The organism is Candidatus Zixiibacteriota bacterium (assembly GCA_035574315.1).
Taxonomy (GTDB): domain Bacteria; phylum Desulfobacterota; class Binatia; order UBA9968; family UBA9968; genus DATLYW01.
The window spans coordinates 1-26,621 of record DATLYW010000027.1 but is presented as its reverse complement, the minus strand read 5'-3'; the positions used below and the strand labels follow the sequence as shown (position 1 = coordinate 26,621).

The 26,621-nt window shown below is 60.7% G+C and carries 27 protein-coding genes; 6 read left to right on the top strand and 21 right to left on the bottom strand.

Going from position 1 to position 26,621, the window contains the following annotated elements:
* Positions 1-429: 429 nt before the first annotated feature.
* The 4 genes from amt to VNN77_08740 all read right to left on the bottom strand — a co-directional run bounded on the left by amt (position 430) and on the right by VNN77_08740 (position 4,315).
* Positions 430-1,806: an ammonium transporter gene (gene amt / locus VNN77_08755; GenBank protein HXG51477.1), complete on the bottom strand. Its 1,377-nt coding sequence runs from the start codon at positions 1,804-1,806 to the stop codon at positions 430-432.
* A gap of 266 nt (positions 1,807-2,072) precedes the next feature.
* Complete coding sequence (locus tag VNN77_08750) at positions 2,073-2,411, bottom strand: P-II family nitrogen regulator (GenBank protein HXG51476.1); 339 nt, start codon at positions 2,409-2,411, stop codon at positions 2,073-2,075.
* 236 nt (positions 2,412-2,647) lie between these two features.
* A complete protein-coding gene (locus tag VNN77_08745; protein ID HXG51475.1) occupies positions 2,648-3,454 on the bottom strand; it encodes a carbon-nitrogen hydrolase family protein in 807 nt (268 codons plus the stop codon).
* A gap of 24 nt (positions 3,455-3,478) precedes the next feature.
* The gene (locus VNN77_08740; GenBank protein HXG51474.1) at positions 3,479-4,315 is read right to left on the bottom strand and encodes a universal stress protein; all 837 of its coding nucleotides are present in this window, start codon (positions 4,313-4,315) and stop codon (positions 3,479-3,481) included.
* Positions 4,316-4,509: 194 nt separating this feature from the next.
* On the opposite strand from VNN77_08740, the gene VNN77_08735 reads away from it, so the two are divergent.
* Positions 4,510-4,716 (top strand): hypothetical protein, encoded by a 207-nt coding sequence (locus VNN77_08735; protein HXG51473.1) that lies wholly within the window; start codon positions 4,510-4,512, stop codon positions 4,714-4,716.
* Between the two features lie 113 nt (positions 4,717-4,829).
* On the opposite strand, the gene VNN77_08730 is transcribed toward VNN77_08735, so the two are convergent.
* Positions 4,830-5,576 (bottom strand): metal-dependent transcriptional regulator, encoded by a 747-nt coding sequence (locus VNN77_08730; GenBank protein HXG51472.1) that lies wholly within the window; start codon positions 5,574-5,576, stop codon positions 4,830-4,832.
* Between the two features lie 130 nt (positions 5,577-5,706).
* Here VNN77_08730 and VNN77_08725 point away from each other — a divergent pair, with 130 nt between their 5' ends.
* From VNN77_08725 to VNN77_08710, 4 genes are all read left to right on the top strand, one after another.
* Complete coding sequence (locus tag VNN77_08725; GenBank protein HXG51471.1) at positions 5,707-6,753, top strand: ABC transporter ATP-binding protein; 1,047 nt, start codon at positions 5,707-5,709, stop codon at positions 6,751-6,753.
* Positions 6,754-7,015: 262 nt separating this feature from the next.
* The gene (locus tag VNN77_08720; protein HXG51470.1) at positions 7,016-8,065 is read left to right on the top strand and encodes a Fe(3+) ABC transporter substrate-binding protein; all 1,050 of its coding nucleotides are present in this window, start codon (positions 7,016-7,018) and stop codon (positions 8,063-8,065) included.
* 36 nt (positions 8,066-8,101) lie between these two features.
* Positions 8,102-9,874: an iron ABC transporter permease gene (locus VNN77_08715; protein ID HXG51469.1), complete on the top strand. Its 1,773-nt coding sequence runs from the start codon at positions 8,102-8,104 to the stop codon at positions 9,872-9,874.
* Between the two features lie 285 nt (positions 9,875-10,159).
* Entirely contained in the window at positions 10,160-12,052 is a 1,893-nt protein-coding gene (locus VNN77_08710; GenBank protein HXG51468.1) for a cytochrome c/FTR1 family iron permease, read from the top strand.
* A 149-nt stretch (positions 12,053-12,201) separates the two neighbouring features.
* Here the strand turns inward: VNN77_08710 and VNN77_08705 are convergent, their stop codons facing one another.
* The 9 genes from VNN77_08705 to VNN77_08665 form a co-directional block, all read right to left on the bottom strand.
* A complete protein-coding gene (locus tag VNN77_08705) occupies positions 12,202-12,975 on the bottom strand; it encodes a TatD family hydrolase (protein HXG51467.1) in 774 nt (257 codons plus the stop codon).
* Positions 12,976-13,002: 27 nt separating this feature from the next.
* On the bottom strand, positions 13,003-14,538 hold the full coding sequence (gene metG, locus VNN77_08700) for a methionine--tRNA ligase (protein HXG51466.1): 1,536 nt from the start codon (positions 14,536-14,538) through the stop codon (positions 13,003-13,005).
* A complete protein-coding gene (gene holB, locus VNN77_08695; GenBank protein ID HXG51465.1) occupies positions 14,538-15,518 on the bottom strand; it encodes a DNA polymerase III subunit delta' in 981 nt (326 codons plus the stop codon). The genes metG and holB overlap by 1 nt, the downstream gene beginning before the upstream one ends.
* Positions 15,519-15,546: 28 nt before the next feature.
* Entirely contained in the window at positions 15,547-16,182 is a 636-nt protein-coding gene (gene tmk / locus VNN77_08690; protein HXG51464.1) for a dTMP kinase, read from the bottom strand.
* 85 nt (positions 16,183-16,267) lie between these two features.
* Complete coding sequence (locus VNN77_08685; GenBank protein HXG51463.1) at positions 16,268-16,630, bottom strand: response regulator; 363 nt, start codon at positions 16,628-16,630, stop codon at positions 16,268-16,270.
* A 125-nt stretch (positions 16,631-16,755) separates the two neighbouring features.
* Positions 16,756-17,919 carry a pilus assembly PilX N-terminal domain-containing protein gene (locus VNN77_08680; protein ID HXG51462.1) on the bottom strand — a complete coding sequence of 388 codons (1,164 nt, stop codon included), beginning with the start codon at positions 17,917-17,919 and terminating at the stop codon, positions 16,756-16,758.
* Positions 17,920-17,929: 10 nt separating this feature from the next.
* Positions 17,930-18,565: a hypothetical protein gene (locus VNN77_08675; protein ID HXG51461.1), complete on the bottom strand. Its 636-nt coding sequence runs from the start codon at positions 18,563-18,565 to the stop codon at positions 17,930-17,932.
* A 21-nt stretch (positions 18,566-18,586) separates the two neighbouring features.
* Entirely contained in the window at positions 18,587-19,018 is a 432-nt protein-coding gene (locus tag VNN77_08670; protein HXG51460.1) for a hypothetical protein, read from the bottom strand.
* On the bottom strand, positions 18,996-19,436 hold the full coding sequence (locus VNN77_08665; protein ID HXG51459.1) for a GspH/FimT family pseudopilin: 441 nt from the start codon (positions 19,434-19,436) through the stop codon (positions 18,996-18,998). Before VNN77_08665 ends, VNN77_08670 begins: the two co-directional genes overlap by 23 nt.
* A 136-nt stretch (positions 19,437-19,572) precedes the next feature.
* Here VNN77_08665 and VNN77_08660 point away from each other — a divergent pair, with 136 nt between their 5' ends.
* Positions 19,573-20,121: a hypothetical protein gene (locus VNN77_08660; GenBank protein ID HXG51458.1), complete on the top strand. Its 549-nt coding sequence runs from the start codon at positions 19,573-19,575 to the stop codon at positions 20,119-20,121.
* On the opposite strand, the gene VNN77_08655 is transcribed toward VNN77_08660, so the two are convergent.
* From VNN77_08655 to VNN77_08625, 7 genes are all read right to left on the bottom strand, one after another.
* Positions 20,115-21,266, bottom strand: a complete 1,152-nt coding sequence (locus tag VNN77_08655; protein ID HXG51457.1) for a hypothetical protein — start codon at positions 21,264-21,266, stop codon at positions 20,115-20,117. The genes VNN77_08660 and VNN77_08655 overlap by 7 nt on opposite strands.
* A gap of 15 nt (positions 21,267-21,281) precedes the next feature.
* Complete coding sequence (locus VNN77_08650) at positions 21,282-21,878, bottom strand: prepilin-type N-terminal cleavage/methylation domain-containing protein (GenBank protein HXG51456.1); 597 nt, start codon at positions 21,876-21,878, stop codon at positions 21,282-21,284.
* Positions 21,879-21,888: 10 nt separating this feature from the next.
* Positions 21,889-22,284: a prepilin-type N-terminal cleavage/methylation domain-containing protein gene (locus VNN77_08645; protein HXG51455.1), complete on the bottom strand. Its 396-nt coding sequence runs from the start codon at positions 22,282-22,284 to the stop codon at positions 21,889-21,891.
* 2 nt (positions 22,285-22,286) lie between these two features.
* A complete protein-coding gene (locus VNN77_08640) occupies positions 22,287-22,814 on the bottom strand; it encodes a GspH/FimT family pseudopilin (GenBank protein HXG51454.1) in 528 nt (175 codons plus the stop codon).
* Positions 22,815-23,020: 206 nt separating this feature from the next.
* Entirely contained in the window at positions 23,021-23,824 is an 804-nt protein-coding gene (locus tag VNN77_08635; GenBank protein HXG51453.1) for a prepilin peptidase, read from the bottom strand.
* Positions 23,821-24,837, bottom strand: coding sequence for an NAD-dependent epimerase/dehydratase family protein (locus tag VNN77_08630; protein HXG51452.1), 1,017 nt, complete (start codon positions 24,835-24,837; stop codon positions 23,821-23,823). Before VNN77_08630 ends, VNN77_08635 begins: the two co-directional genes overlap by 4 nt.
* Positions 24,834-25,949, bottom strand: coding sequence for a glycosyltransferase family 9 protein (locus tag VNN77_08625; protein ID HXG51451.1), 1,116 nt, complete (start codon positions 25,947-25,949; stop codon positions 24,834-24,836). The genes VNN77_08630 and VNN77_08625 overlap by 4 nt, the downstream gene beginning before the upstream one ends.
* Positions 25,950-26,621: the final 672 nt, after the last annotated feature.

Here is a 26,621-nt window from a genome sequence, read left to right as displayed (position 1 = left end):
CCTCCTCGAATAACTCCCCCGTCAGCTCCGAGGCCGGCACCGAAAAATGCTGCCAAAGCCCGGGTACGTCCACAAACTTGAAATCCACAATCTCCACCCGGTTCTTCTTCACCAGATCCAATACGTCCTTCACGCTCATTGGACATTTTCCCCGTGTTGTTTTGCCTACTTACTTCGAGTTCCGAAACTGCGGCTGTCTATCGGGTAGCGCCAGCCCGGTTTACCCGCTGCGTCTCCGTCCCTCTTGCTTACCCTCGGAGTTTTCGCTCCCGGGCGAACATCCACTGAAACCAGGCCGAGACCTCGAGAGCGCGCACGGGAACGCCACCCCGGTTTCTAGAGGTCTCGGCCGCGAGCCGCCACGATACGATATCCACACAGTTACGACCTCGCCGAACGATCGAGATCGAGCGTGCTCGACTCGACGCTTCAGGACTTCCCTCCTTCCGGAGCCAGGACAGTCACCGGTCGGGCTACATGCGGCTCTTCCAGTCCGCTGCCGCCAGCGGGACCGAAAAACTTCGATCCTCCCGACAGAGCCGAGACGAAGTCCGGGTAGGCGATATTTCCGTGCTCGCTGATATCGAGGCCTTCGATCTCTTCTTCAGGCGAGACGCGAATTCCGACGGTCGCTTTGATCGCTTTCCAGAAAGCCAGCGAGGTCACGAAGACAAACACGCCCACGGCGACCACGCCTGCGAGCTGGACCATCAGCAGCCTTGCGCCTCCACCGAAGAAAAGCCCGTTGCCGGTGGTATTGGGAGTGAACTGGTCCTGAGCGAACAGTCCGACGGCGAGCGTCCCGAAAACGCCGCAAACCAGGTGGACCGAGATAGCGCCGACCGGATCGTCGACCCTGATCTTGTCGAAGAAAAGAACCGAGAGAACAACCAGAACACCCGCGATCAAACCGATGATCAACGCGCTGGGAACACTCACGAACGCACAGGGGGCCGTAATCGCCACCAGCCCCGCCAGCGCGCCGTTGAGAATCATGGTAAGATCGGGCTTGCCCAGCAGCACCCATGCCGCGATCGAAGCCGAAATTGCGGCTGCGGCCGCCGCGGTATTGGTTGCTACCGCGATCCGACCGATCGCCCCCGGATCGGCCGCCATCGTGCTGCCCGGATTGAAGCCGAACCAGCCGAACCACAGCACAAAAACACCGACCGTCGCCAAGGCAATGCTGTGCCCCGGGATGGGAAGGACCTTTCCGTCCTTGCCGTATTTGCCGATGCGTGGCCCGAGGATCATCGCTCCCGCCAGGGCAGCCCACCCGCCGACCGAGTGAACGACCGTGGAGCCGGCGAAGTCGAACATGCCGAGCTTTGCCAACCAACCGCCGCCCCAAATCCAGTGGCCTGCGACGGGATAGATGACGGCGACCATTATAAAGCTGAAAATGTAGAAGGCGCCGAATTTGATTCTTTCCGCGACTGCTCCGGAGACGATGGTGGCTGCCGTTCCGGCAAAGACAAGCTGAAAAAAGAACTTCGTCCACAGAGGAACGCCCGTCCAGTTGATGGACGAATACACGCCTTTATAGGCATCGCCTGTGGCGGGGCTATTGTCGCTGCCTCCAACGAACCACAGTCCCTGGGTTCCGAAAAACGGATTGCCGTCACCGAACATGAGCCCCCAACCCAAGACCAGGAACGCAATGGACGCTGCCGCGAAGACGACGAAATTCTTGGCGAGAATGGTCACCGTGTTTTTTGCGCGGCACAGGCCCGATTCGACGCAGGCGAAGCCCAGGTTCATGAAAAAAACCAGCATCCCCGCGATCAAAGTCCACATCGTGTCCATCGCGATCTTTGCGCCGCCGATCTGGTCCAGCAGCCCCTGGGTGAACTGCACCGGAATCCTGGCGGGGTCGTCTTTCGCCGCCGGAGAAGGCATCGGAGCCGCCTCGGCACTCGGAGCTTCTCCGGTGACGGGCCCGGCAGGCTGCTGCGCGTCGGAAACGCTCCACGTAAAAAACAATCCCATCGTCGCTGACAGCAACAAAATCAACGCGAATGTTTTCGCCCGTTTCATTCCAACCTCCCCTTTTGCCTCGGTGCTCTCAGTGGTTAAATGGCCTCGTCGCCCTTTTCTCCCGTTCGGATTCGTATGATCTCTTCCACTGATGTAACAAAGATTTTCCCGTCGCCGATCTTTCCCGTGCGCGCTGTCTCGGCGATCACCTCCACGACTCCCGGCACTTTCTCATCGGGCACCAGGACCTCGATTTTGACCTTGGGAAGGAAATCGACCGAGTATTCGGCGCCGCGATAGAGCTCGGTATGGCCCTTCTGGCGGCCGAAGCCCTTAACCTCTTCGACCGTCATTCCCTGGATCCCGATCCGCGTCAGCGCTTCCTTGACTTCTTCGAGCTTGAAGGGCTTGATGATGGCCTCGATCATCTTCATGAAGAGCTCCTTTGATTTTGACCGGCGAAAAAACTGAAACCCCGCTTCGCCACTTTTGAGCAACACCGGTGCCAGCCTGCGCCGCCATCGAAGAAACGCGGTAAGACCGGAAAAACGTTCCGATTTTGCGCAACGGAGAAAAAGAAACGGAAGCAGTACGGGCCGCGTTCTGCCTACGGACTGGGCGACGCGCTCAATTTATAAGCAACCGTCGGCGCGCGACGCCGACGAGGCGGCTAGAGGATTCTTCGGTGGGCGAGTGCGGGCAACTCCGCTCGGATTTGCGCGAGCAAGCTCAGGTCGATCTCGGCGACGACCGCGCCCGGACCGTCGGGGAGCTCAGCCAAAACTCTCCCCCATGGATCGACGATCATCGAATGGCCGTGAGTCTCAAAGCTCTTCGGGCTCTTGCCGAATTGATCGGGCGCAATCACATAGACCTGGTTCTCGATCGCCCGAGCACGAAGCAAGACCTCCCAGTGCGCCCGGCCGGTGTAAGCAGTGAAGGCGGAGGGGACGCAAATCACCTCGGCTCCGTCGGCTGCGAGCCGACGGTACAGCTCGGGAAATCGGAGGTCGTAACAGATCGTGAGTCCCAATACCCCCGATTCGGTTCGCGCGACGACCGGGGTCTCCCCGAAGGCGCGCGTGTCGGACTCCCGCACCGAGACTCCTCGGGCAAGGTCGACATCGAACAGATGGATTTTGCGGTAGCGCGCCAAAAGCTCCCCCGAGGGACCGAAAAGAAGGCTGCTGTTGTAGGCCTTGTCGCTCCCGGGAATGGCCTCGAGGAGCGAGCCGGCGAGGAGAAAGATCTTCAGCTCTCGCGCGAGGCTCCCCATGGCAGAGGAAGTGGGTCCGGGAATCGGCTCGGCGGCCTCTCGCTCGCGCCGCCTTTCCCCGCGCCAGTTGAACACTTCCGGGAGCGCCACCAGGCGTGCGCCTTCCGCTGCTGCCCGGCGGACCCAGCGCTCGGCTTCCCGGAGATTGGCTGCTTTGTCATCTCCGGCGAGCATTTGAACGGCGGCGGCGCGAAATCTCATGGCTTGCTCCGATGTTCGGCCGGATCAACGGTTGAGGAAAACCGGACAGGGACTCTTCCGGAGCACGTACTCCGTCGTGCTTCCCAGCACCATCTCGATGATGCGGCGATGGCCGTAGGCTCCGATGAAGAGCAGGTCGTGGCCGAAATCCACGAGGTGCTCGATGATCCGTTGTTCCGGGTACCCGCGCACGGTCTGGTAGTCGACGTCGATGGCGTAAGCGCCGAAGTAAGCCCGGGCCTGGTGCAGCACCGCCTCGGCGGCTTTTTCCTCCTTGGCGACATACAACACGGTCAGCGGCAGGCGAAGGACCGTGCAGAACTCGGCGGCCGACTCCATCGCCGCGCTCGCCCGCTGGCTGCCGTCGTAGGCGAGCAACGGCTTTTCGATGTTGACGAATCGCTTCGTCGAAACGAAGACCGGCCGGGGACATTTCCGGGTGATCGTTTCCGCCGTCGTTCCCAGCATTCCGGTCGAAAAGTCCTCGTTGATTCCGCGATGCCCGATTACCACCAGATCGGCGAGCTTGGACCGCTCGCAAATTTCGTTGGCGACGAGCCCCATGTCGAGGCAGGTCTGGTAGCGCACGCCGCGACGCCGGCACCGCTCCGCGAAATCTTCGAGGATCAACTTGCCCCGCTCCTCCAGGATCTCGCGCATCCTGGTGGAAAAGTCGAGGTACGGCTCGAAACCGAGCGAACCGGAGATGTCATGGAAAAAAGTGCCTTCGATGGAGATCGTGTCGATGATGTGCTGTCCCAGGAGGGTGCCGTTGAACTTTTCGGCCATCCAGAGCGCGTACTCCAGGGCTGCCTTGGAATGCTCGGAGCCGTCGAGGGGAATCAAAATGTTCTTGATCATGGCCCCTCCGGTTTTCCTCGAGCCGCGAGCCGGCGACCGGCCACGAAGCCCTCGTCTGTAAGAGCCGCTCGATTTGCAGCTAAACCGCGCTGCCTCGATTTACAACCCCCGGCCAATCCGACATAATAGCAATCCGACACAAGATATCCAGGCAATTTTCCATGGGACGTTCGAAAACTCGATACGAGGCCCGGATGCATGAACTGATCCTGGCGGCCAAGGAAAAGAATATCGAAGTCCGAACTGAAAAGTTCCTCCGCGAGGTGGGATACCGCGCACGCAGCGGCCGTTGCCGGCTTCAAGGGCGGGAGCTCATCCTTCTGGATCGCGATGCCTCGTTGAGCGAGCAGATCGATCTCCTCGAAACCCTCTTGGCCGAGGGAAACGCACGCCGGGCATAACCTTTCCGCTCGGCGCTTGGCGCCGTTCAACCGTTCAAAAGCTCGCCTCGGGCCGCGTCGTCCGCATTCGATGAGGTCACGAGAACCGGAGCCGGTGCGGCCCGACCGGCTGGTCAGTGAACGCGAATCTTTTTTGCGCCTTCGATACCCAGCGAAAATTTATCATCGCCAACCTTGATCGTGATCATGCCGAGCGACGGCGCGACCTCCAGCACTTGAATTTTCGTCCCGGGGCGCAGCCCGTGCTCCTGGAGGAAGCGGAGCAGGCGCACGTCGCGTTCTCCAACTTCGGTTATCAGATCGAACACGACTTCCTGCCCGTCGACTGTTTCGCTCAGCGGTATCGTTTTGGGCGGAGGACTTGTGCTGGCTCCCGGGATGGGATTCCCATGCGGACACGTAGTTGGATAGTCGAGCAGTTTCGCCAGCCTCTCTTCCACTTCCTCGGAAATCGCATGCTCGAGCCGATGCGCCTCCTGATGTGCCTTGACCCAATCCAGCCCGAGCAAATCGGTTAGAAAACGCTCCGTCAGAAAATGACGACGCACGATATTTTCCGCCACCTTGGTGCCGTCGGGCGTCAGGTGAATCTCCTTCCGACGGTTGATCGTCACGTAGCCTTCCTTTGCCAGACGCCGCAGGGTCGCAAAGACCGTCGACGGGGACACGCCCGTCTCGGCCGCGACGCGCGCGGCGATGACCGGCCCCGTCGCTTCTTCTGAAAGCTGATAGATCGCCTTCAGGTAGTCTTCGAGCGCCTGGCTGACCTTCGGTGCATTTATCATTTGCTCAATCAGCGTCGCCGGATTTTTGTAATGGCGAAAAATTTTTCTTCGAGTACCCGAAGCCGGCTTTTTCAAATTAGTATCTCAGGGACAGCCGAAGATCAAGCTGTCGCCTCACACGTCGCCGCGTCTTTCAGGCATCACGGCCACGCCAAAGCCGGCTGTCCTGGAATTCCCCCCGCGCATCGGGTATTTATACGGTTCCATGACGGCCATCGAGATGGAACGGATCAGCAAAAGCTTCAACGGAACCTCAGCGGTAAAGGACTGCGATCTTCGGGTTTCGGCCGGAGAAATTCTCGCGCTTCTCGGACCATCCGGCTCCGGGAAGACCACGCTGCTCCGACTGATAGCCGGCCTGGAGCGCCCCGACCACGGACGGATCATCATAAAGGAACGCTTGGTTGTCGACACCGCCCGTTCGGTATGGGTTCCGCCCGAAGATCGCGGCGTGGGCATGGTTTTTCAGGACTACGCCTTGTTTCCCCACTTGACCGTGGCTCAAAATGTCCGGCTTGGTCTGCACAAGGCCCCGAAAAAAGAGCGTGAAAGCCGGGTGGCTGAACTTCTTCGCCTGACAGGGCTGGAACACTGCGCCGAGCGGTATCCGCACGAGCTCTCGGGCGGTCAGCAGCAAAGAGTCGCTCTGGCGCGGGCACTGGCCCCTCGTCCCGGCGTGATCCTGCTCGACGAGCCTTTCAACGGGCTCGATCCTGAGCTACGCCCGCAGATGCGCCGGGAGGTCGCCCGGATCCTCCGCCATTTAGGCGCCGCGTCTATTCTGGTGACCCACGACCAGGAGGAAGCTCTGGGAATGGCGGACCAGGTTGCCGTGATCCGTAACGGCGAACTGCAGCAGATCGGAACACCGGAGGACATCTACTACGCGCCCCGCACGCCCTTTGTCGCTAACTTCGTCGGCTACGCCGATTTCATTCCCGGGATCGTCTCCGGGGACGAGATCCGGACCGAGATCGGAAATTTCCCTCGCCCTCCAGACCTTCCCGAAGGGCCGGTAAAGCTCATGATCCGCCACGAATCGGTCAACTCGAAACCCGGCGGCGTTCCGGCCACTGTCGAGGAGCGGGAATTCCTCGGCGGCGAGATACTGTATCGTTTGCGGCTGCCTTCCGGAGCTACCGTCCATCTGGAGCAGCGCCAGCCCGTGCACTGGCCGGTAGGCCATCGGGTCACGGTTGAAGTTCATCTTCCAAACGTGGTTGCCTTTCCGGCTTCTTCCGACCACGACTGATCGGCCCCGCCACCCTCCCGCTCAGATCACGCGATAAATCGTCCGGTCGGGCCCGCAGAGCTTCGAGCAGTACGGCCCACGACCGTATTCCAGATTCGCTGGGGGCCGGTATTCAACCGGGAGCCCGGAGGCCTTCCTGGGTTGACCACGGCTCGTCATGGGCTGAAACGCTCGACCGAAGCCATTGTATCTATATTGACAAATTCCCTAAATTCGATTAAGCGAATGTTTGGGATTAGTAATACCAAACTTCGGAGGGGCCATGATCCAGTCTCGAACCGGAAGAAGCTGCATCAGGGTGGTCATTGGCGGACTGTGTTCGGCGTTTCTCCTGACTGGCGACGTCTATGGCCAGGAAAAAATCCTCAATCTTTACACGGCCCGGCATTATCAGACCGATGAAGCCTTTTACGCCGGATTTACCAAGGCCACCGGCATCCGGATCGACCGGATCGAAGGGGGCGAGGACGCACTTTTCGAGCGCATCAAGGCGGAAGGAAGGAACAGCCCTGCGGACGTGTTCCTTACCGTCGACGTCGCGCGCCTATGGCGCGCCGATCAGGCGGGTATTTTCGCCCCGGTCGTATCGGCGGCCCTTGTTCAAAGGATTCCCTCTCACTATAGAGACCCGGACAACAAGTGGTTCGGCTTCTCCGCCCGCGCCCGCGTTCTAGGGTACGATAAGAACCGCATAAAGGGCGGGGAGCTTGCGCGGTACGAGGACCTCGCGGACCCGAAATGGAAACGCGAAATCTGCACCCGCTCGAGCAGCCATCCGTACAATCTTTCGCTTATTTCCAGCATGGTGCTTCATCTTGGGGAGGAAAAGGCAACCCAGTGGGCGCGCGGCGTTGCCGGCAACCTCGCTCGCTCCCCCAGGGGAGGCGACACCGACCAGCTGCTCGCGGTCGGCGCAGGCGAATGCGCCGTTGCAATTTCAAACCATTACTATTATGTCCGCCTGATGCGCTCGAAGAAGGCCGAAGATCAGACGGTCGTGAAAAAAGTCGGGCTTGTGTGGCCGAACCAGATGGACCGCGGCACGCACGTGAATATCTCGGGCGGCGGGATGCTCCGGCACGCTCCCCATCCCGAAGCCGCGGTGCGATTTCTCGAATATCTGGCGAGCGACGAGGCACAAACCTTGTTTGCCAAAGGCAACAACGAATGGCCCACCGTCAAAGGGGTGAAGCTCGCCAACCCGGCGCTCGAATCCTTGGGTCACTTCAAGGCCGATTCACTCCCTCTGGCGAACCTCGGCAAGACGCAGGCGACGGCGCAACGCATCGCCGATAAAGTCGGCTGGAAGTAGCGCAAGCTTCTTCTCGATCGCGCTCTGAAGTGCGCCATGATTACTGCTCTCGCTGTTCGCTCGCGAATCCCCGGCTTCGCGAGCATCCGGCTCGGATGGCTTGGCTGGTCGTCTCTGATTACGGCGATGTTGGTGCTCGCGCCTTTGGTCGCAGTGGTCTGGAACGTCTTTTTGCCGAGCGAGACCTGGCCTCATCTCGCTGCGACCGTGCTGCCGAGCTATATCTGGAACACGCTGCTGCTCGTTATTCTCGTGGCCTTCGGCGCGGTTTTCTGCGGTGTCGTCCCCGCCTGGCTGGTGACCGCGTATTCATTCCGCGGTCGGCGCACTCTGGAGTGGGGGTTGGTCCTGCCGCTCGCGATGCCGGCTTACGTCATGGCGTATGCTTATACCGACTGGCTCCAGGCTGCCGGCCCGGTGCAGACCGCGCTGAGGGAAATCAGCGGGTTGCAAGTCCGCGAGTATTGGTTCCCCGAGATCCGCTCGCTGCCCGGCGCCGCAACGATGCTTTCCTTCGCGTTCTACCCCTATGTCTATCTTCTGGCACGCGCCGCCTTTCTCGACCAGCCGGCCTCCGCCATTGAGGCGGCGCGGCTCGCGGGTTATGGCGCCTGGAAGATATTCTGGCGGGTTGCTTTGCCGCTCGCCCGCCCGGGTATCGCTGCCGGCGCGGCGCTCGCGCTCATGGAGACGCTCGCCGATTTCGGCACGGTCTCTTACTTCGCGGTGAACACCTTCACTACCGGGATTTACCGGGCCTGGCTCTCCCTCGGCGATCCGGTGGCGGCCGGGCAGCTCGCGACCTTCCTGCTCGTGTTCGTGGCGGCAATCCTCTCGCTGGAACGACTGCAACGAGGTCGTGCACGCTACGGCGGAAAACGAACGCCGATGGTCTCGCAGAGGCTTCGCCGTGGCCGCGCGTTAGCTGCGGCCGCCGTATGCGCAACCCCCGTCTTTTTCGGATTCTTGTTGCCGGCAGTCATATTGCTTGGTCTGGCAGCCGGCGAGCACGATGAACAGGTCGGCGCGCGAATCTATTCGCTCGCAGCGAACACGTTCGTCCTGGCTGCCGTGGCGGCGGCGGTGGCGGTATTGGTTGCCCTGCTCCTCACATATGCCGCGCGGACGATCAAAACCCCTCTCGTCCAGGCGGCCAACCGGTTTGCGGTTTTGGGCTACGCGTTGCCGGGGGCGGTGCTGGCGGTGGGAATTCTCTTTCCGCTCGGCAAGATCGACAACGCCGTCGCGGCGTGGATGGATGCCGTGTTCGGTGTGAAGACCGGCCTCTTGCTTACCGGCTCGATGACCGCGCTGATTTACGCCTATCTGGTACGTTTTCTTGCGGTTGCATTTCAGACCGTCGAGGCGGGGCTTACGCGGGTTACGCCTTCAATGGACGACGCCGCGCGCAGTCTCGGGCTCTCGCCCGCTCGCACTCTCGCGCGCGTGCATATTCCCGTTATTTCCGGCAGCCTCGCGACCGCCGCCCTGCTCGTCTTCGTCGACGTGATGAAAGAGCTGCCTGCGACTTTCGCGATGCGACCGTTCAACTTCGACACCCTGGCGGTCGAAGCTTATAACCTGGCGAAAGACGAGCGTATCGCCGAAGCCGCGCTTCCGTCGCTCCTGATGGTTGGCGTCGCGCTCCTGCCGGTCATTCTGCTGTCGCGACAAATTGCGCGTTCGAGCCCCGCCACAAAACCGGCAAGAAGCCCTGCGGCGACCGAACTCCGGCGCAGTCAGCGTCGCAGGTCGCTTGCATCGCCCGAAGACTCGCCGACTCCTGTCAGCATCGACGAGTCCGCGTAGTGAGGACTGCCGTTGGCAGGTAAACGTCGACAGGAAAAGAGCAACAGTTCACGGTTTCTTGTTCCCGGTTTCCGAGCTGTTTACTTGGAGAACAGCTGCGAAACGGCAGAGTCTGAGGTTCAGGCCCGACGATCCATCACGATGCCTATGTGCTGCTCGACTCGCCGATATCTCGGGTGGACGGGACTCGTGCCGTCACCGATCAAAACAACCTTTTCCAAAGCCCGATCCGTTTCGGTCTTGCTGGCCATTTTCTTCTTCCTTGTCGCCGCCGCTACACCGCCGGTGGCTGAGGAGGCCAAAAGGATCCTGGCCCTGATCGACTACATCGGGGGCGACTATCGAAACGCGGTTCAGGGTGGCAGGGTCCTCAGCGCCGACGAGTACCAGGAGATGATCGAGTTTTCGGGACGCGCCCTGGAGCTATTCAAGCAGCTGAAATCCAGAGAAGGGGCCGACAGGGCGGGTATCGAGAAAGAGCTACGCCGCCTGGTACGGCACGTCGAACAGAAATCCGGCGAAAGCGCCGTTCCAGAGCTCGCGCAAACCATCAAGCAGCGTCTCATCGCAACTTACAACATCGCGACCCACCCCAGGGCCCTGCCCGACCTGGAAACCGGGAGGCGGGTTTACCTGGAGAACTGCGCTCAGTGTCATGGTGAGACGGGGCGAGGTGACGGTCCCGACGTCGAAACCATGCGCCCCAGGGAGCCGAGGCCGGCCAGTTTTCTCGATCCCGATTTGATGAACCGCCTTTCTCCCTTCAAGGCGTTCAACACTGCCACCTTTGGAATCGCCGGGACCGCCATGCCCGAATTTTCCGCCCTCGGTGAAGAGCAAAGATGGCAAGCCGCCTTTTATGTCATGTCTCTTCGCTTTACAGAGCGAGCATCTTCCGCGGGCAAGAGAATTTTCGAGTCGGCAAGCCTGCCGCCGCAACTCAGCGACGTCCAAACGCTGGCGACGGTCACGGATGGAGAGCTGCGCGAGAAGCTGGGCTCGATTCTAGGCCCGAAAGACGAGCCCGACAAAGTCCTGGCCTACCTCAGAAAAGGCCTGCTCGCGGAACAGAGGCCGGACCCCCTGCTCGTCGCCCGGACGAAGCTGAAACAGGCCCTGGATCTTTACCGGCAAGGCAAGCGAAACGAAGCCTACCAGAGGGCGGTGGACGCCTACCTGGACGGCTTCGAACTCGCGGAGCCGGCGGTGTTCGCCAGAGACCCCGACCTCGGGCGAGACCTCGAAGGCCGCTTTACGGAGTTCCGGGCCTCGATCCGAAGCGGCGCCGACATCAGCCGTATCCGGGAACTGTACACCGCTCTCGATCAAGGCCTGCTCCGGGTCGCCCAGATCCTCGACGTCCCGAGCTCGAGCGGCGGAAGCTACACCCTTTTCAACGCGGGGCTGATCATCGTCCGAGAAGGCGTGGAAGCGCTGTTGATCGTGTCCGCCATCATTGCCGTGCTCAAAGCAACCGGAGCTTCCTGGGCGATTCGGTACATTCACCTGGGCTGGACGCTGGCGCTGGCGTCCGGAATTCTCACCTGGGTGTCGGCGCAAACCGTTTTGACGGTCAGCGGCGTCCAGCGCGAGGTCGTGGAAGGGTTCACGGCTCTATTGGCCGCCGTCGTGCTTTTCTTCGTGAGTTACTGGCTCATCTCGAAAGCCGAAGCCAGAAGGTGGCAGCAATACATTCAGCACAAGGTCCAGGAAGCGCTCTCGGGGGGCCGGATTGTTGCGTTGGTCGGAGTCTCTTTTCTCGCCGTTTACCGCGAGGCGTTCGAGACCGTTTTGTTCTACCAGGCGTTATGGCTGCAAAGCCGACCGGGGCGGATTTTCGTGATCTGGGGCTTCCTCCTCGGCGTCGCCGTGCTCGCCGCCGTCGTATGGTTCATCTTCAAGGTCGGGATGAGAATTCCACTCCGGCTCTTCTTCGGTCTCAGCAGCGCGGTGCTCTATCTCCTCGCCTTCGTTTTCATCGGCCAAGGAATCAAGGACCTCCAGGCAACCGGCTGGTTTCCGGAAACGCCGCTGAACCTTCCGCCGATACCGGTTCTTGGAATTTATCCGACCCTTGAAACCACTCTCGCCCAGGGGGCGATGATCCTGGCGCTCATCGCAGCTCTGGCTTGGCTCTGGAGCAAGGCGCCGGCACGGGCAAACACGACGCAACGTTGAAGCGGCAAGCCGAAACACCTCCGGCCACGCTCCAGTTGGACGCTCGGCCCCTGCGCTGTCACTGCGGCAGCCTTCTCCCGGACGGCGTCGAGCTCAAATGCCGGAGCGGAACTGAATCGTCCACGGTCTTCTCGATTCCTCGCCCCGCATCAGATCCCGAACAGCTTTTTCACGTTGGCGGTCGTCGCGCAGGCGACCTCTTCGAGCGAAGTTTCTTTGAGCCGGGCGACCGTTTCGGCGACCAGCCGCACGTAAGAAGGCTCATTGCGCTTGCCCCGGTGGGGAACCGGCGTCAGGTAGGGTGAATCGGTCTCCACGAGCATTCGATCGAGCGGGATTTTTCTCGCCACCTCTCTAAGGGCTCCCGCGTTCTTGAAGGTCAGGATCCCCGAGAAGGAGATGAAAAAGCCGAGATCGAGGTAGGCGCGGGCCGCGTCGTAGTCACCGGTGAAACAATGGATCACGCCGCGAATTTCCCGTTCCCCTTCCCGCAACAGGAGGTCGGCCGTGTCTCGATGCGCGTTGCGCTCGTGGACCACGAGTGGCAACGCCGCCCGGCGCGCCACGGAGATGAAGCGGGCGAAAACCTTGCGCTGCACCGCGCGTGGAGAGTGGTCATAATAGTAGTCGAGACCGGTCTCTCCGACGGCGACCACGCCGGGTCCGCGCACCAGCCGCTCGAGCTTCCGAAACTCTTCTTCGCCGACTTCCTTCGCGTCGTGCGGGTGCATCCCGACGGTGGCGTAAAGACCGGGATAGCGTCGCGCGAGATCGACTGCCGCGTCGTTGCTGGCAAGCTCGCCGGCTCCACCCACGACAATGACCCGCGTCACCCCGGCCGCGCTTGCCCGCTCCAGCACCGCCTCGATTTCCCCCGCGTACTCCGGTCCTTGAATGTGCGCATGGCTGTCGATCAGCTCCATCGTCGATCCGTCTTCCGCCGCTATACGCTAGAGTTTAACCGACTCGATCCGCGGAAAGAGGTTCTTCGCCGGCTCGAGCCGATGGCCGGGCTTGAAGCAGCGGCCCCACGGGGCCTTGGCTGCCGGATCCGCTTCGTCGAGACGCAGCAGACCGAACAGGGCCCGGGCGGTGTCGGGCATGAAGGGCGCGATCAGGCGCGCCGTCCGCCGAAGGGCCTCCGCGAGATGATGCAGGATCTCGCCCACGCGCGCACGTTGAGTCGGGTCCTTGACGAGCGTAAACGGAGCGGTCTGGACGATGTATCGATTCGTGCGATCGACGGCGCCCCAGATCGCTTCCAACGCCCGATGGAACTGAAGCTCCGCCATGTGCCGCCGCAACTCGCTTTCCGCGTGGGCAAAAGCGCGCTCGAGGTCCCCGTCCTCGCTTCGCCACTCGTTTTCCAGCGGTTGAACCACGCCGCCGAAGTATCTCGCCTGCATCGCCAGAACGCGGCTCACCAGGTTCCCGAGGTTGTTGGCCAGATCGGCGTTGTAACGGGCCACGAGGTTCTCGCGGCGAAAATCCGCGTCCTGGCCGAACACGCTTTCGCGCAGGACGAAGTAGCGGAAGGCATCCATTCCGATCGTCCGCTTCATCTCCAGCGGCGACACCGTGTTGCCGAGACTCTTCGACATCTTCTGGCCTTCGCTGGTCCAGAATCCATGAACGTTCAACCGCCGGAAGAGCGGCAACCCGGCGGCCATGAGCATCGTCGGCCAGAACACGCCGTGCGGCTTGAGAATGTCCTTCCCGATGAAGTGCTCGGCGCTCGGCCAGAATCGCTCGAAGAAGGCCTCTCCTCGGACCTTCAGTGCGCTCACATAGTTGATCAGGGCGTCGAACCAGACATACGTGACGTAACGCTGGTCGAATGGAATTTCGATGCCCCAGGTGAGCCGCGCTTTGGGCCGCGAGATGCACAGATCCCCGATCGGCTCCCGCAGCATGGCCATAACCTCGTTGCGAAAGCCTTCGGGGCGGATGAAATCGGGATTTTGCTCGATGTGCTCGAGCAACCGATCCTGGTACTTGCTCATGCGGAAGAAGTAGTTCTCTTCTTCGATAAGTCTGGGCTCAACCAGATGGTCCGGACACTTTCCGCCCACGAGCTCCTTTTCGGTGTAAAAGCGCTCGCAGCCGACGCAGTACAAGCCGCTGTAGCGATCGAAGTAAATATCTCCTGCTTCGTGAACCCGGGTGAGAAATTCCTGCACGTAGCGAACGTGGTAGTCGTCCGTCGTGCGAATGAAATGATCGTAGGAAAAGCCGCACGCATCCCACGCGGCCCGAAACGAGGCGCTCACGTGATCGGTAAACGTCTTCGGATCGAGTCCCGCCTGAGCGGCCGCCTGGGCGATCTTGTCGCCGTGCTCGTCGGTGCCGGTGAGATAGAACGTTTCCACGCCGTTCGCCCTCGAGTAACGCGCCAGGGTATCGGTGACGATCATCGTGTAGGCGCTTCCCAGGTGCGGTTCAGCGTTGACGTAGTAGAGCGGGGTCGTTATGTAGATCGTATCCATCAAAGTTTTGCGGCAGCCTCCAGAAGGAGGTCCTCCAACACCATGCGATAATTGAGGTTTCGCTGCAGCCGGCGGGACGCCTCCGCCGTTCTCGACAGCAGCGACAGGATTTGCTCCGGCCGCGCCGACCGCTGCCGAAGGTGACTGAGGAGATCCCGGTTGGCTATTTCCCCCTCTTCTCCGCTGACGGCGTAGACGAGCATGTCCCGGTACCAGGTCTCCAGCCAGCGGACGACGCGGAGCGCCTCGTCGCGACCGCCGGCGAGCCGCTCGGCGGCGGCGACCGCCGCGCGCCAATCTCCGCCCCGGAGCCCGCCGACGATTTCCGCCCAGTCCCGGCGTTTTTCCAGAAACCCCGCCGCTCCGAGCTGTCGCGCTGCACCCAGGCTCCCCGCCGCGAGGGCCGAGAGATATTCCGCGTCCTCCGGGCTCTTTCCTTCACGGTTGATCAAATAATCGGCCAGTACCGGCTTCGCGAGCGCCGCAAACGCCACGGTCAGACAGCGCGAGCGGACGGTCGGCAGCAAGTCGCTCGGGCTCTTGCCGATCAGGATCATGACGGTATCGCCCGACGGCTCTTCGAGCGTTTTTAGAAGGGCGTTTTGCGCCGTCGCGTTGAGCGCTCCGGCGGGATCGATGATCGCAATTTTTTTCTTGCCCGTGAATGAACGGTAGGTCAAATCCCGTTCCAACTCTCGGACCTGGGCGATGCTGATCTCCTTCCTGTTCGGTTGCAGCTCAAGAAATCGAACGTCGGGGTGATTCCTCTTTGCGATCTGAACGCAGGCGACGCAATGATCGCAAAAGTCGCCGTCGGCTACCGTGCAGTGGATTGCTTTGGCCAGCGAGACCGCGACGGTTCTTTTGCCCACCCCTTCGGGGCCCACGAACACGTAGGCGTGATGCAGTCTTCCCCGCACCAGAGCTCCGGTCAGGCTCTGGATCTGTGTCGGATGTCCGATGATCTCGCCGAATCCCATGCAAGGCCGACCCGGGCCGGCGGCGGTTTTATGCCCAGCCGTATTTCTCGTCCACGATTCGCCGGACGTCGGCAAAAACCTCCTCGATCGACCGGGAGGCGTCGACTACGACGATTCGGTGGGGCTCCGCGCGCGCTAGCTGCAAGAACCCGTCCCGTACCCTTGCGTGGAACTCCAGCCGTTCGCGCTCGAAACGGTCTTCCCCGGGCGCACTCGATTGGCGCTGAAGAGTCCTGGCAAGAGAGATTTCCACCGGACAGTCGAAAAGCAGCGTCAGATCCGCGCTGAGCCCGCCGCTCGCCATTGCATTCAACTGCTTCAGCGCGCCGACATCAATACCCCGCCCGTATCCCTGGTAGGCGAGCGTCGAGTCCGTATACCGGTCGCACAGAACGACCTTTCCCGACTCCAGGGCCGGCCCGATCACCTCATAGACATGCTGTGCGCGGTCCGCGAGGTAGAAAAAGAGCTCGGTTTTGGGCGCGAGCGGTTGCTCGCCGGTCTCGAGCAGGAGCCGGCGAAGTAGCCGGCCGAGAGCCGTGCCCCCGGGTTCGCGCGTCGCCAGGCAGATCTTGCCGCGCCCGGTCAGGTAACCTTCGAGCAGCCTGAGCTGCGTGGATTTTCCCGTGCCGTCGCCGCCCTCCAGGGTAATGAATCGTATCATGGGCCGGAGATGGTCGAGCGCGCGGCGGGAGACGGGCTTCCGAGCACGGCGGAAGGCTCGGATTCCAGGCTTTATGAGGCCGCCGTCAGGCCTTTGCTTCTCCCAACAGGAGGTTGATCCCGTTTACCAGCTGAGTGCTCGTGAAAGGCTTTGTAATGTAATAATCGGCGCCCAGCTTGTAACCTCCCAAAACGTCCTCGTACTGTACTTTCGCCGTCAGGAGGATGACGGGTATGGATGCGGTGTCGGTGGCAGCCTTCAACCGAGTCAAGACTTCCAGCCCGTCCATTTCGGGCATCATGATGTCGAGGATGATCAGATCCGGTTTTTGGGTTTTGAGTTGATTGAGCAGTTCCTGCCCGCTTGAGGCGCTCCAGACGTTGTAGCCTTTTCCTTCCAAAATGGTTTTGACGATCGTGATGATGTCGGGGTTGTCGTCAACCACCATGATGGTCCGCTTTGTGTCCATTCTGTTCCCCTCTCTGCGGTCGGCTGCACCCAAACCCTTTTAAGATTCAAAATTTAGCATCTTCCCGCCGTAATGTAAATTGAGAATTGCGCCTTCGGGCTCGGTTAATCGGTCATGGCGCGCCAGTATTTCTGCGTGATCTCCGACGGCAGCCCGGGGCGCAAGGCGGAAAGCGTGGAGAGCGGTGTCAGGCGAGCCGCAGTGGCGAGGGCGGCCCGGCTGAAAAAGACCCGAACCGCTCCTTGAAGCTCCAAAGAGGGCGGGCTCGCTTCGGAATAGGCCGTGGTTTCGTTGATGAGCACAGCGCCGAAAATCTCTTTCACGGGATCCCCCGACGTTCGAAAACGACCGTTGGACCCGCTCAAAACGATAAGCCCTTCCCAGTGGAAAGGGCCGTTCAGCGCGAGATCGGCGTCCCGAACCACCAAAATCCCGGCGCCCGTCACCGCGCCTGTGACCGCCACCGCGTCCCCGGCCGAAGGCAGTCCGGTGATGCAACGAATCTGGGGCGCCGAGGGGTTTCCCCAGGCTTCGTTGCCGACGAACAGCAGCCCGTCGTCCGGAATCGTGACGATGATCGCGGAGGGGACGCTGCAAACGTCGTTTGCAAGTCGCGCCATGTCTCCGCCGGGCAGGTGGTCGCCGGCGCCGACGGGTCCCGCGTTCTGCCCGACCAGATTCGCACGCTGAAGATCGGTCAACCCCTGGTCGATTCTGAGCCTTGCAGCTTCGTCGGCAACGCTGATCGGGCTTCGAGCCTTCTCGCCGGGCACCACCTGGCGGGTCGCCGGATCGTGATCCATGGCCGAAACGAAAAACGAATCGCCGTTCAGAGCGACTCCACCGGCGCCACCCCGCAGCGCGATCGCCGCATCCGAGAGATCGTAGGTTTTCGTGATCAGAGCTTCGACGGTCTGCGAGGAGACCCCGAAGCTTCCCGTGGACCGCACGAGGCTTCCGCCGGTCAGCGGCGAGATTTCCGTGGTACTGACCGTGTAAACCGAGAATTTCCCGCTTGCGAGATTCTCCGTCCCTTCCACGGGGTCGGGAGGGTGAGCCGGGATACTACGGATCCGGTCTTTGCTCCATTCGATGCCGGACTCGGCGAGATAGAAGGCGACGCTGCCCAACCTGAGATTGGCTGATATTCTGTGGTTGTTCTGAACGGCAAAATAGATCCCGATCCCCAGAGCCATAAGCAAGGCCAGGATCACCAGCGAGGAGAACAAAACCATTCCGTGGTCGTAATTCAGGGAATGCGGGCGCACCGGACGAGCCTCAGTTGCGCAACTCCACGCTGCTGGCGACCTCGGAGGCCACCTTTCCGCCCGCGCGCGGATCCGGATTACTGCGCTGAACCGTGAAGGCAATACGAACCCTTTTGATCGCCGAAAGCTCCGGAGAATCCCCCAGCTCCGTGCCGTTTGCATCGAAGTAGGTGAACAACTCGCCGGGCGCGGATGTCACCACGTTGGCTACCAGGCAGTCGCCGTTTCGCCGGATGATGTCCCTTCCCGGGCAGGTCGTTGTCGGCCCGGTCAACTCGTAACGGACGTTTTCCCGGGGCTCGGTATCGGCGCAGCTGCCGTTGCCGTTGAGGTCCATCTGGATGTGGATGAGCCGTCGGGTGGCGGCGTAGACACGGTTGCAGACGCCGTCGGCATCGCCGTCGGGATCATCGGCGCCCCCTGTTTCTACCGGCGCGGCACCGCGAGCCCAAGCGCCGGCGTTTTTCAAGTCCCGGACGATAATGTCCATGGCTCCACGCGCGTCCTCGAGCGTCTCCAGTCGGGCGTTCTGTCCGACGATGTTGAAAAGCTCGTTTCGATAAAAGCCGTACAGGGCGGTGACCATGACGGCGCCGAGCAATAGCGCGACCAGCTGTTCGGTCAGGCTCAGACCGCGCTCGTTCATGGCGAAAGGACCCCCTCGCGCTCACTCCCTGAACACGAGCGTCGTCAAGACGACCTCACCGTCCTCGTGGTCGCGCCACCAGACCTTGACCACGATCTGCTTCAGCCTGGCCCCTTTCGGCCAGTCGGTCACCGACCAGCAACGATGGAATATTCCACCGGTCCTGCCACCGCCGGTAATGCCGGCGTCGCCTCTGTCCGGGCAGGTCTCGGTGTTCGCCAGAGCCCTGAGGCTCTTTAGCTCCTCGATTTTGTCCTGCCCCAAATGCACCGCCGCGGTGGCGTTCGCGCTCTGAAAGGTCCCCCGGATCACGCCGACGGTGCTCAGCGAATACCCCAAGACCGCGACGGCGATGATGCCGATTGCGACCAGCAGTTCATTGAATGTGTAGCCGCCTTGTTGCCGTCGCTCCGGCAGCCGAAGTCGTCGTTCAGCAGTCCGAATTGCAATCATCAGGTTGGCACACGCGGACGCGTCCGGTTGCGCTCACGACCACCTGCCTGCACATGCCCTCTGCATTGCGCAGCCTGACCCGGTTGGCCGACGCCGTCCCTCGAGGATAGAACAGCACCGCCCCGGCTTTCGTGATGACGATCCCGGGCGGCAACGGCCTCGTTGCGAGCGCCGACGAACCGCTTCGAATCGTGTAGTCGCTCGCTCCCGTCCCGTAGCTGAGCTGGAAGGTGGCATTCTCGGCCGCCGCCCTCATTTTGATGCTGTGAAGCTCCGATTGAACCTGGCGCACCGAGCTGTCCAGATGGTAAGAAGGGAGCAGCCGGGTCCACCCCGGCAACGCGATGGCCGCCAGAATACCGGCGATGATGAGCGCGAACAGAAGTTCTACGAGGGAAAATCCGGACGCTGCATCCACAGCCCGCTTCCGCCTCCACCCCCCGAACATCGCCGGGATTAATACTTCCGGAGATTGCTGGCTGTCAAGGGCCGCCGGCTTGCCCCCGACATCGCGGCCTTTTGGCTGCCGAAAATCCCGGTGTTACAATAGCGCCATGCTATTTTTCGTGACGTTTCTCGCCCTGTTGTTCTGGGGGAAGAGCTTCGGGCTTGCCGAAGCGGCTTTCATCATCCGCCTGAAGAACGGCAACGAATTCGTGACCGGGCGCTACTGGGTCGAGGGAACTCAGGTCTTGTTCGACGCCTACGGCGGCGTGTTCGGGGTTGAAAAGCAGCTCGTGGCGAAGATCGAGCCGTCGGAGAAGGCGGTCAGGCTGCTCGTTGCCCCGGCTGGACCCGCCGAGAAAACAACCCAAGTCGACCGGCCGGAAAAGCCCGCCGCCATCGAGCGAGCGGAAGGACCTCCCACCAAAACCCGGAAACCTGATGACCTCATTCAGCGAGAGTTTGCCGAGCTCAAGGAGCAATCCCGGAAAATCGACGGGATGCTCACCTCCGAGTTGCTGGAACTTTCAAACAGGCTCGCGGTGTTCAGAAGGAAGCTCCAGCAGGAGGGCAAGACAAACGAATACCTGAAGGAATTCACGGAACTTCAGGAGATCGGCGAAACGGTGGAAGCGGCGCTCAAGTCACGGCGTCAGTAGGAATGCTTCCAGTTGACGACCTTCATCGGCTGCGACGAGAGAGCCTTTTTCACGTCGCAGCTGTGATAGCTGATCGTGTTGCTCCCGTTGACTGTGACGTCCGTAACCGTTGAAGTCCCCGAGTAGACTTGGCCGTAGATATTTATGCCGGCGCCGCCGCCGCCGTTCAAAGTGACCGACCCGGTTGCGAGAATGATCCCGTGCCAGGTAAATCCGCCGCCCAGTGTCAGATCGCCCTTAACGAGTAGAATGCCGTAGCCGGTGACGTTGTTGAGTTTCAACCCTTGACTGTTGGGGTGAGCGGGATCGTCGGGCCAGGAATAGACTGTTACGTAGTTGGTTGAACTCCCGAATGTTTCGTTGTTCTGGTCTTCGTACAATATCGTCGTGGCCCCGGCTTTGAGCTGCTCGATTTGGCCGGCGATGTCGATATCGAGCGAGCCGTGTTGGGGCTCAGGAGGAGAACCGGTCAGCGTCGGGTTGCCGTTCAACTCGGTCTCGGCCGGGTCTTTCGTATAGATCGGGGCAAGCGCGCCGCTCACTCCGCAACTGTCGTTGCCGTTGATGGTAAGCGACGACCCGTTTCCGGTAACGTCGCCCTTCGAATAGACGGTCGCCGGGCTGGAAGAGAGGCCGGAATAGAACGTGATGACGGTTTCTACCCGTGCCCTGGCGTTGTTGGGCCCCGTGGCGACCGAAGTGATCACGACTTTCCCGTTGGCGTCCGTCGTGTTGGACGATCCGTCCGCCGCGTCGTTGGTCAAATAGACGACGTACGAAACGTCGTTCATGGTCCCGCTCGCGAGGGCCACGTCGTCGGTTGAAGCCGAATAGCCGTCCAGAATTCCATTCGCGCCCCGACGTCCGGCAAGCTCGTCGCTGTATGACCCGGGATCGGAACTCGATGCGTTCAACACCCGAAGCGTTTCGCGCCCCCGTTCGGCGCCCGCCATCGCGACCTGCAAAGCCATCTGGCTGTTCCTGAAATTGCTGCCGATTCGGATGTCGGTCGAGGACAGAAGGAAGGCCGTCGTGCCGAGCAGCGCCATGGTCCCCAGCAGCGTGAGGGCGGCGATCAGAATGAACCCGCCTTCGTTAGCGGGCGCTCTCGAAACGGTGACAGCCTTGACCTTGCCGTATCTCATGCTTGTCGCTCCTCGCTAAAGCCCCAGATTGACCGGAGTCACGGTGGCGGCAATCTGGTACGTTCGATACCCGTTGTTCTGCGCGTAGTTCGGATCAGGATTGGCCGTCTGCGCCGTAATGCTGATTGCCACCTGACGGATGTCGGCGCTCACGGAAGTCGAGGCGCCGCTCGCGTCGAGATAACTGAACGTGAAAGCCGTGATGTTGTCCGCCAGCACCTCGGTGCTGCCGGTCCCGACCCTGCGCGTGATCCGGTTGTTGGCGTTGTCGAAGGCGTAGACGATTTGCTCGTTTTTCGTGCTGTCGGTGCTAATGCTCCCGCTGGAATCGAGGTCGGCCTGGATCATCAGCTGGGACGCGCTGTAGGTGACTCCGTAGAAGCTTCCTCCGGCAGGATTGTAGCCCGCCATTTTCAGCTCGCGGGTAATGACATCGAGGGCGCCGCGGGCGTTTTGCTCCATCTGGTTGACCTGCTCCTGAGCGTTGTAGAACCGGGCCTGCGTCATGAACGTGGTCGTCACCGCCGCGAGCGTGACCATCCCGATCGCCATCGTTACGAGAAGCTCGGTGAGAGTGAATGCCCGGGTGTCCTTTAATCGCCTGGTTGCCATTTCCGGTCACTCACTGAGACAAAATCGTCTGGAGTGTGATCGACCTGGACACGTTGTTACCTTCGACCCAGCTCACATTGACCGTGACCGTCTTCATGTTGGTCGCCGGCGAGTTGTCCGTGATCGTGGTCGTACGGCTGAAGCTCATCCCGTCCATCGTGACGGTTTGCGCCCCCGCCGGGAAGTTCGCCGTGGTCGTGCCCGTGTAGCCTTTGTTCTGGACGGCCTCGAGCTGTGTCTGAGCGATCGCCGTCGCGGAAGTCACGTTTTTGCTGAAGAAGTTCCCCTGAATGACGCTCACAGTAAGGCTGGCGGTCCCCAACATCCCGATCGATAGAACCGCAAGCGCGACGAGTAGCTCGATCAAGGTGAAGCCGGCCTGGCGTGTTTTGCCTTCGCGACGCATGGTCAGTTGATCTTCACGTTCCCGGTCGGGGTCACTTCGACCGTCTTCGAGCCGCTCGCGTTGGACAGCGTGATCGTCGTTGTTCCGCTCGTGGTCGTACCCCGGCCGATGAAAACCGGGTTGTTACCGGTTTTGGAAAAGGTCACGCTCGGATACTCCAGCGCCTGAAGATCGTAGGTCTCGTTCCACTCGTCCGCATCGAGACTCCCGTTGCCGTTGGCGTCGTTAAAGACCTGGAACTGATAATTGCTCGCGAGAAAATCCACCTGATAGATCGTGTTTTGTTCCACCGCTTTCGAGCGCGCCCACATGAGCTTTACCAGCACTTCCCGCGCCGCGCCATTGAGCTCCATTGCCGGCTGCACGGCGAGATAGCTGGGGATCGCTACTGCGCCCAGGATCGCGAAAACGGCCACCGCGGCCATCATCTCCCCGAGGGTAAATCCACGGCAGTCGTAAAAAATGGCCCGCCACCCCTGTTTTGGAACGAAACCGCCGCTGCGCGCGCCAAACTTTCTCAAAATACCCATCTTCCGTCATCCGCCGCCGGGGGCGGCAAGACCGTGCACTCCTTCGGCTGAGAGTGTGACGCAAGAAAAATACCAACCGAGGGCCGTACCGTGTACGATCAACTTGTCGAATTAAAGGAGCTTTTGCTCCTGGAATCGCCCCGTTCACGGACTGCTGTTCCGTGATTTGTACGGCCCGACAAGGATCTGACAAAATTTGGCAGCGGTTAGCGGGGGAAAAGACAGAAGTCGATCAGCTGGCGGCCGAAGAACAGGTACGCCAGCGCACCGAGGCAGAGAAACGGAGCAAAGGGCATGGCGTATCTCCTGCCCGCCCCCTTGATCACCATCAGCGACAGGCCGACCACGGACCCTCCGAGGGAGGAGAAAAACAGCGTCAGCGGGATTGCGGGCCAGCCCAAAAACGCGCCAATCATCGCCAACAGCTTGATGTCTCCACCTCCCATTCCTTCCACTCCGGTCACCGCCTGATAGGCCCAGGCGAGCGCGAGCAAGAATCCCCCGCCAACCAGCGCGCCGATGAACGCGCTGATCGGGGAAGGAACGAGACCGGAGGGATCTCCGGTGAGATACCTCGCGATGATGGCAAACAGCAGACCTGTCGCGATGCCGGGCAAGCTGATCACGTCCGGCACGATACGCGCGTCGAGATCGATGAACGAAATCACGATCAACGCGGCGACGAACACAAAACTAGCGACGAACGCCAGCCCCAGACCGAACTGCCGAAACAAGGCTACGGCCAGCGAAGCCATGAGCAGCTCCACCACCGGATAACGGATCGAGATGCGCTTGCCGCAGCTCCGGCACCGTGCCTTGAGCAGCAGATAGCTGAGCAACGGGATGTTGTCGTAGAACGCGATGGCCTTGCCGCAATGAAGACAGCGCGACGCCGGGCGAATCACCGATTCGCGTTTCGGGATGCGCGCGATGCACACGTTCAGGAAGCTGCCCACCGCCGCGCCGACAATGAAAACGGTGATGTACGGAAAGAACGGGGACGCCGTCATCGCTCGGTCAGCATCCGGGCCAGCGTCCGCTTCACCTGCTCGCGGTCCTTGTTGGCAAAATACCAGTCGATCGTCCGGTGCAATCCTTCCATGAATCCTACCTTCGGTTCCCACTGGAGCAGCCTTCTGGCGCGCCCGTTGTCGGCGACTCGGTTGAGAGGGCCGGTCGGCATCTCCGGGCGGGTAACGATGTCGGCTTTGTGCCCCGTGTAACGCAACACTTCGCGCGCCGCATCGATCACCCGCACTCGTTCCATCGTCCCCAGATTCACCGCGGTCCCGTCCTCGATTTTTTCCGCCGCCAGGAGCGTTCCTTCGACGATGTCATCGATATACGTCCAGTTGCGAACCTGCAAGCCCGTGCCCCAAACCTCGAAAGGGCTCTCTCCGACGAACGCTCTCGCGATCATCGCGATGACCGCGTGATTTTCGACGCCGCGCGGACCGTAGACGGTGAAGTACCGACAGCTCACCGATTTCAGTCCCTCTTGCTCGTAGTAGGATTTCAGGGTCAGCTCTCCCATGAGCTTGGCCCACCCGTACATGTTGTCCGCCTCGTAAGGAGGCCCGACCATGTCTTCCGCCAGATAAAGCGTCTCCTCGGGGTTCGTCTGGAGCGAGTTCGGATAGACACAGCCCGAGGACGCATAGACGATCTTCTCGACGGCGGCTTCCCGCGCCGCCCGGAAAACCAGGCCATCGAGAATCAGGTTCCTCGAGCACTCCACCTGATGAAGGTCCACGTATCCCCGGCCTCCGTGATCCGCCGCCAAGTGGAATACAACGTCGATCCCGCGCAGTGCCCTTCGGTTCGCCTCCGGATCGTGGAGATCCTCGCACCGGAATTCCACGGCGCCGCTTTTTATATGCGCCTCGATGTTTTCCCGACGCCCGCTGCTCAAGTTGTCCACCACCCTGACTGCAGCGCCACGCCGCACGAGGGCGTCCACCAGAGCTGAACCGATGAATGACGCGCCACCGGTAACCAGTATCTGCAGCTTTTTCCAGTTCATACGCTGAGCCCGCCTCCGACCCCCCCCTCCCCCACGTGTCTCTCCGACATCAGACTAAAGACAGCGCCTTTGACATCCTCGAGGCGGATGCCCAGAATACAGTGAGCCTCTAGGGCAACACACTCGTCGACGCACGGCGGACGAGCAGCTGGAGGCTGAACCACCACCGATCTCGCACACCAGGGTCGAAAACGGGTCGGAGAGTTTGCGCTGGCAGCGGAGCCGCCTTTTGGATGGCAAAACAACCCGACCACGGGAATGCCCGCCGCAGCGGCCAAATGCATGGGTCCGGCATCGTTGCCGACATAAAGGGTGCAACGCCTCAACAACGCCCCGAGCTGCCTGAGGGTTGTCCTGCCGGTAATGTCAATGCAGTTTCTCGCTAATACCTGTTGAAGCGCATAACCTTTTGGCTGATCGTCCGTTCCTCCAATAATCAACAACGTTGCGCCAAATTCCTCCCGTGCCCATGCGCCAAGCTCTGCATATAGCGACACCGGCCACTCCCTTTTTTGAGCGCCCGCGCCCGGGCCGATGCCGATCAGGACACGACCGGGCACCACGCCGTGCTTTTCCAGAAGCTCGTCAGCGAACCGTTCGTCGTCTCTGGCTAGCCACAATTCGATCTCGTCGCATCCCACCTCCCCACCCAGAGCTCGAATCATGTTAAGATTTTGCTGGACCTCGTGTCTAATGCTACGATCCACGAGCACCCGAGTGAGCAGCTTGTCAAACTCCCGATTGAAAGCTTCTTTCTTCGCGTTAACTTTTTCCGAGTACGCGACGCGCTCGCGGGCGCCGCTCGCGTAGACGAGAAAAGTACTATGATACCAATCCACATCCCACCGTGGAATAATAGCCAGATCGAAGCGACGCTTTCTCGTTAGCTGTCTGGCTAAGTTAAGTGCACGCCAATGACGTTGCAGTGGCTCCAGAACTGCCTGTCCTTGCCACGAAAACGTCAGAACTTGATTAACGTGCGGACAGAGTTCGACGAGATTGTAAAGCTCGGGCTTAACGATAAGGGTAATCCAAGCATTAGGTGCGTTCCGACGTAATTCTCGCAAGAACGGTGTCGTCATTACCACGTCACCAATCTCATCAAGCCGCACTACTAAAATATTCCTCGCCCCGGAAAGAGAGCCCCTCGGAAGGTTTTGGTCTGCGCCAAATATGGGTTCAACCCTCTTACCCGGCACCCGCATGAGCCCCGCTACAAACGCTCCGCTTCTGAATCGCCATCGGCTAGCCTCACACGAGACCATTGCTCGCGTCGCCTCCTCCGTGTGTTTTTGCCACGACGAAGAAACTTTGCATCATATCCGGCCCGTCATCGCAAGAAACAATCTCGCACCCTAAATCTATGACGGCTCGCTTGACGATCCCTGGGGTCGGCACCCATTTGTGTCCGTCGCCCACAAAGGGCGAGCCTGGACGCCATATCGCACAATCCGGATGCGGCAAGTAAAGGAAAAGGGTTCCCCCCGGTTTTATCTTTCTCACCCACTCCGCCAAGGCGTCACGCCATCTTTCTATGTGTTCCAGGCAGTGCGAGCTGAAAACGTAATCTAGAGATCCGTCGGCGAAGTCCCGGATCCGATGATTTTTTCCCGATCCCTTTTCCAAATCGACCGGGATAGCTCGGTGATGTGCTAATCTCCCTGTAAAAATGAAGAGGCGTTGAGTATCCTCCCAAGGAACAACAAAGCAAAGAAGCTCCGTGACCAGCGGAGCTGGGAGGAGGTCAACGCCATGAAGAGAATACCACCGAGTGTACGGATGAG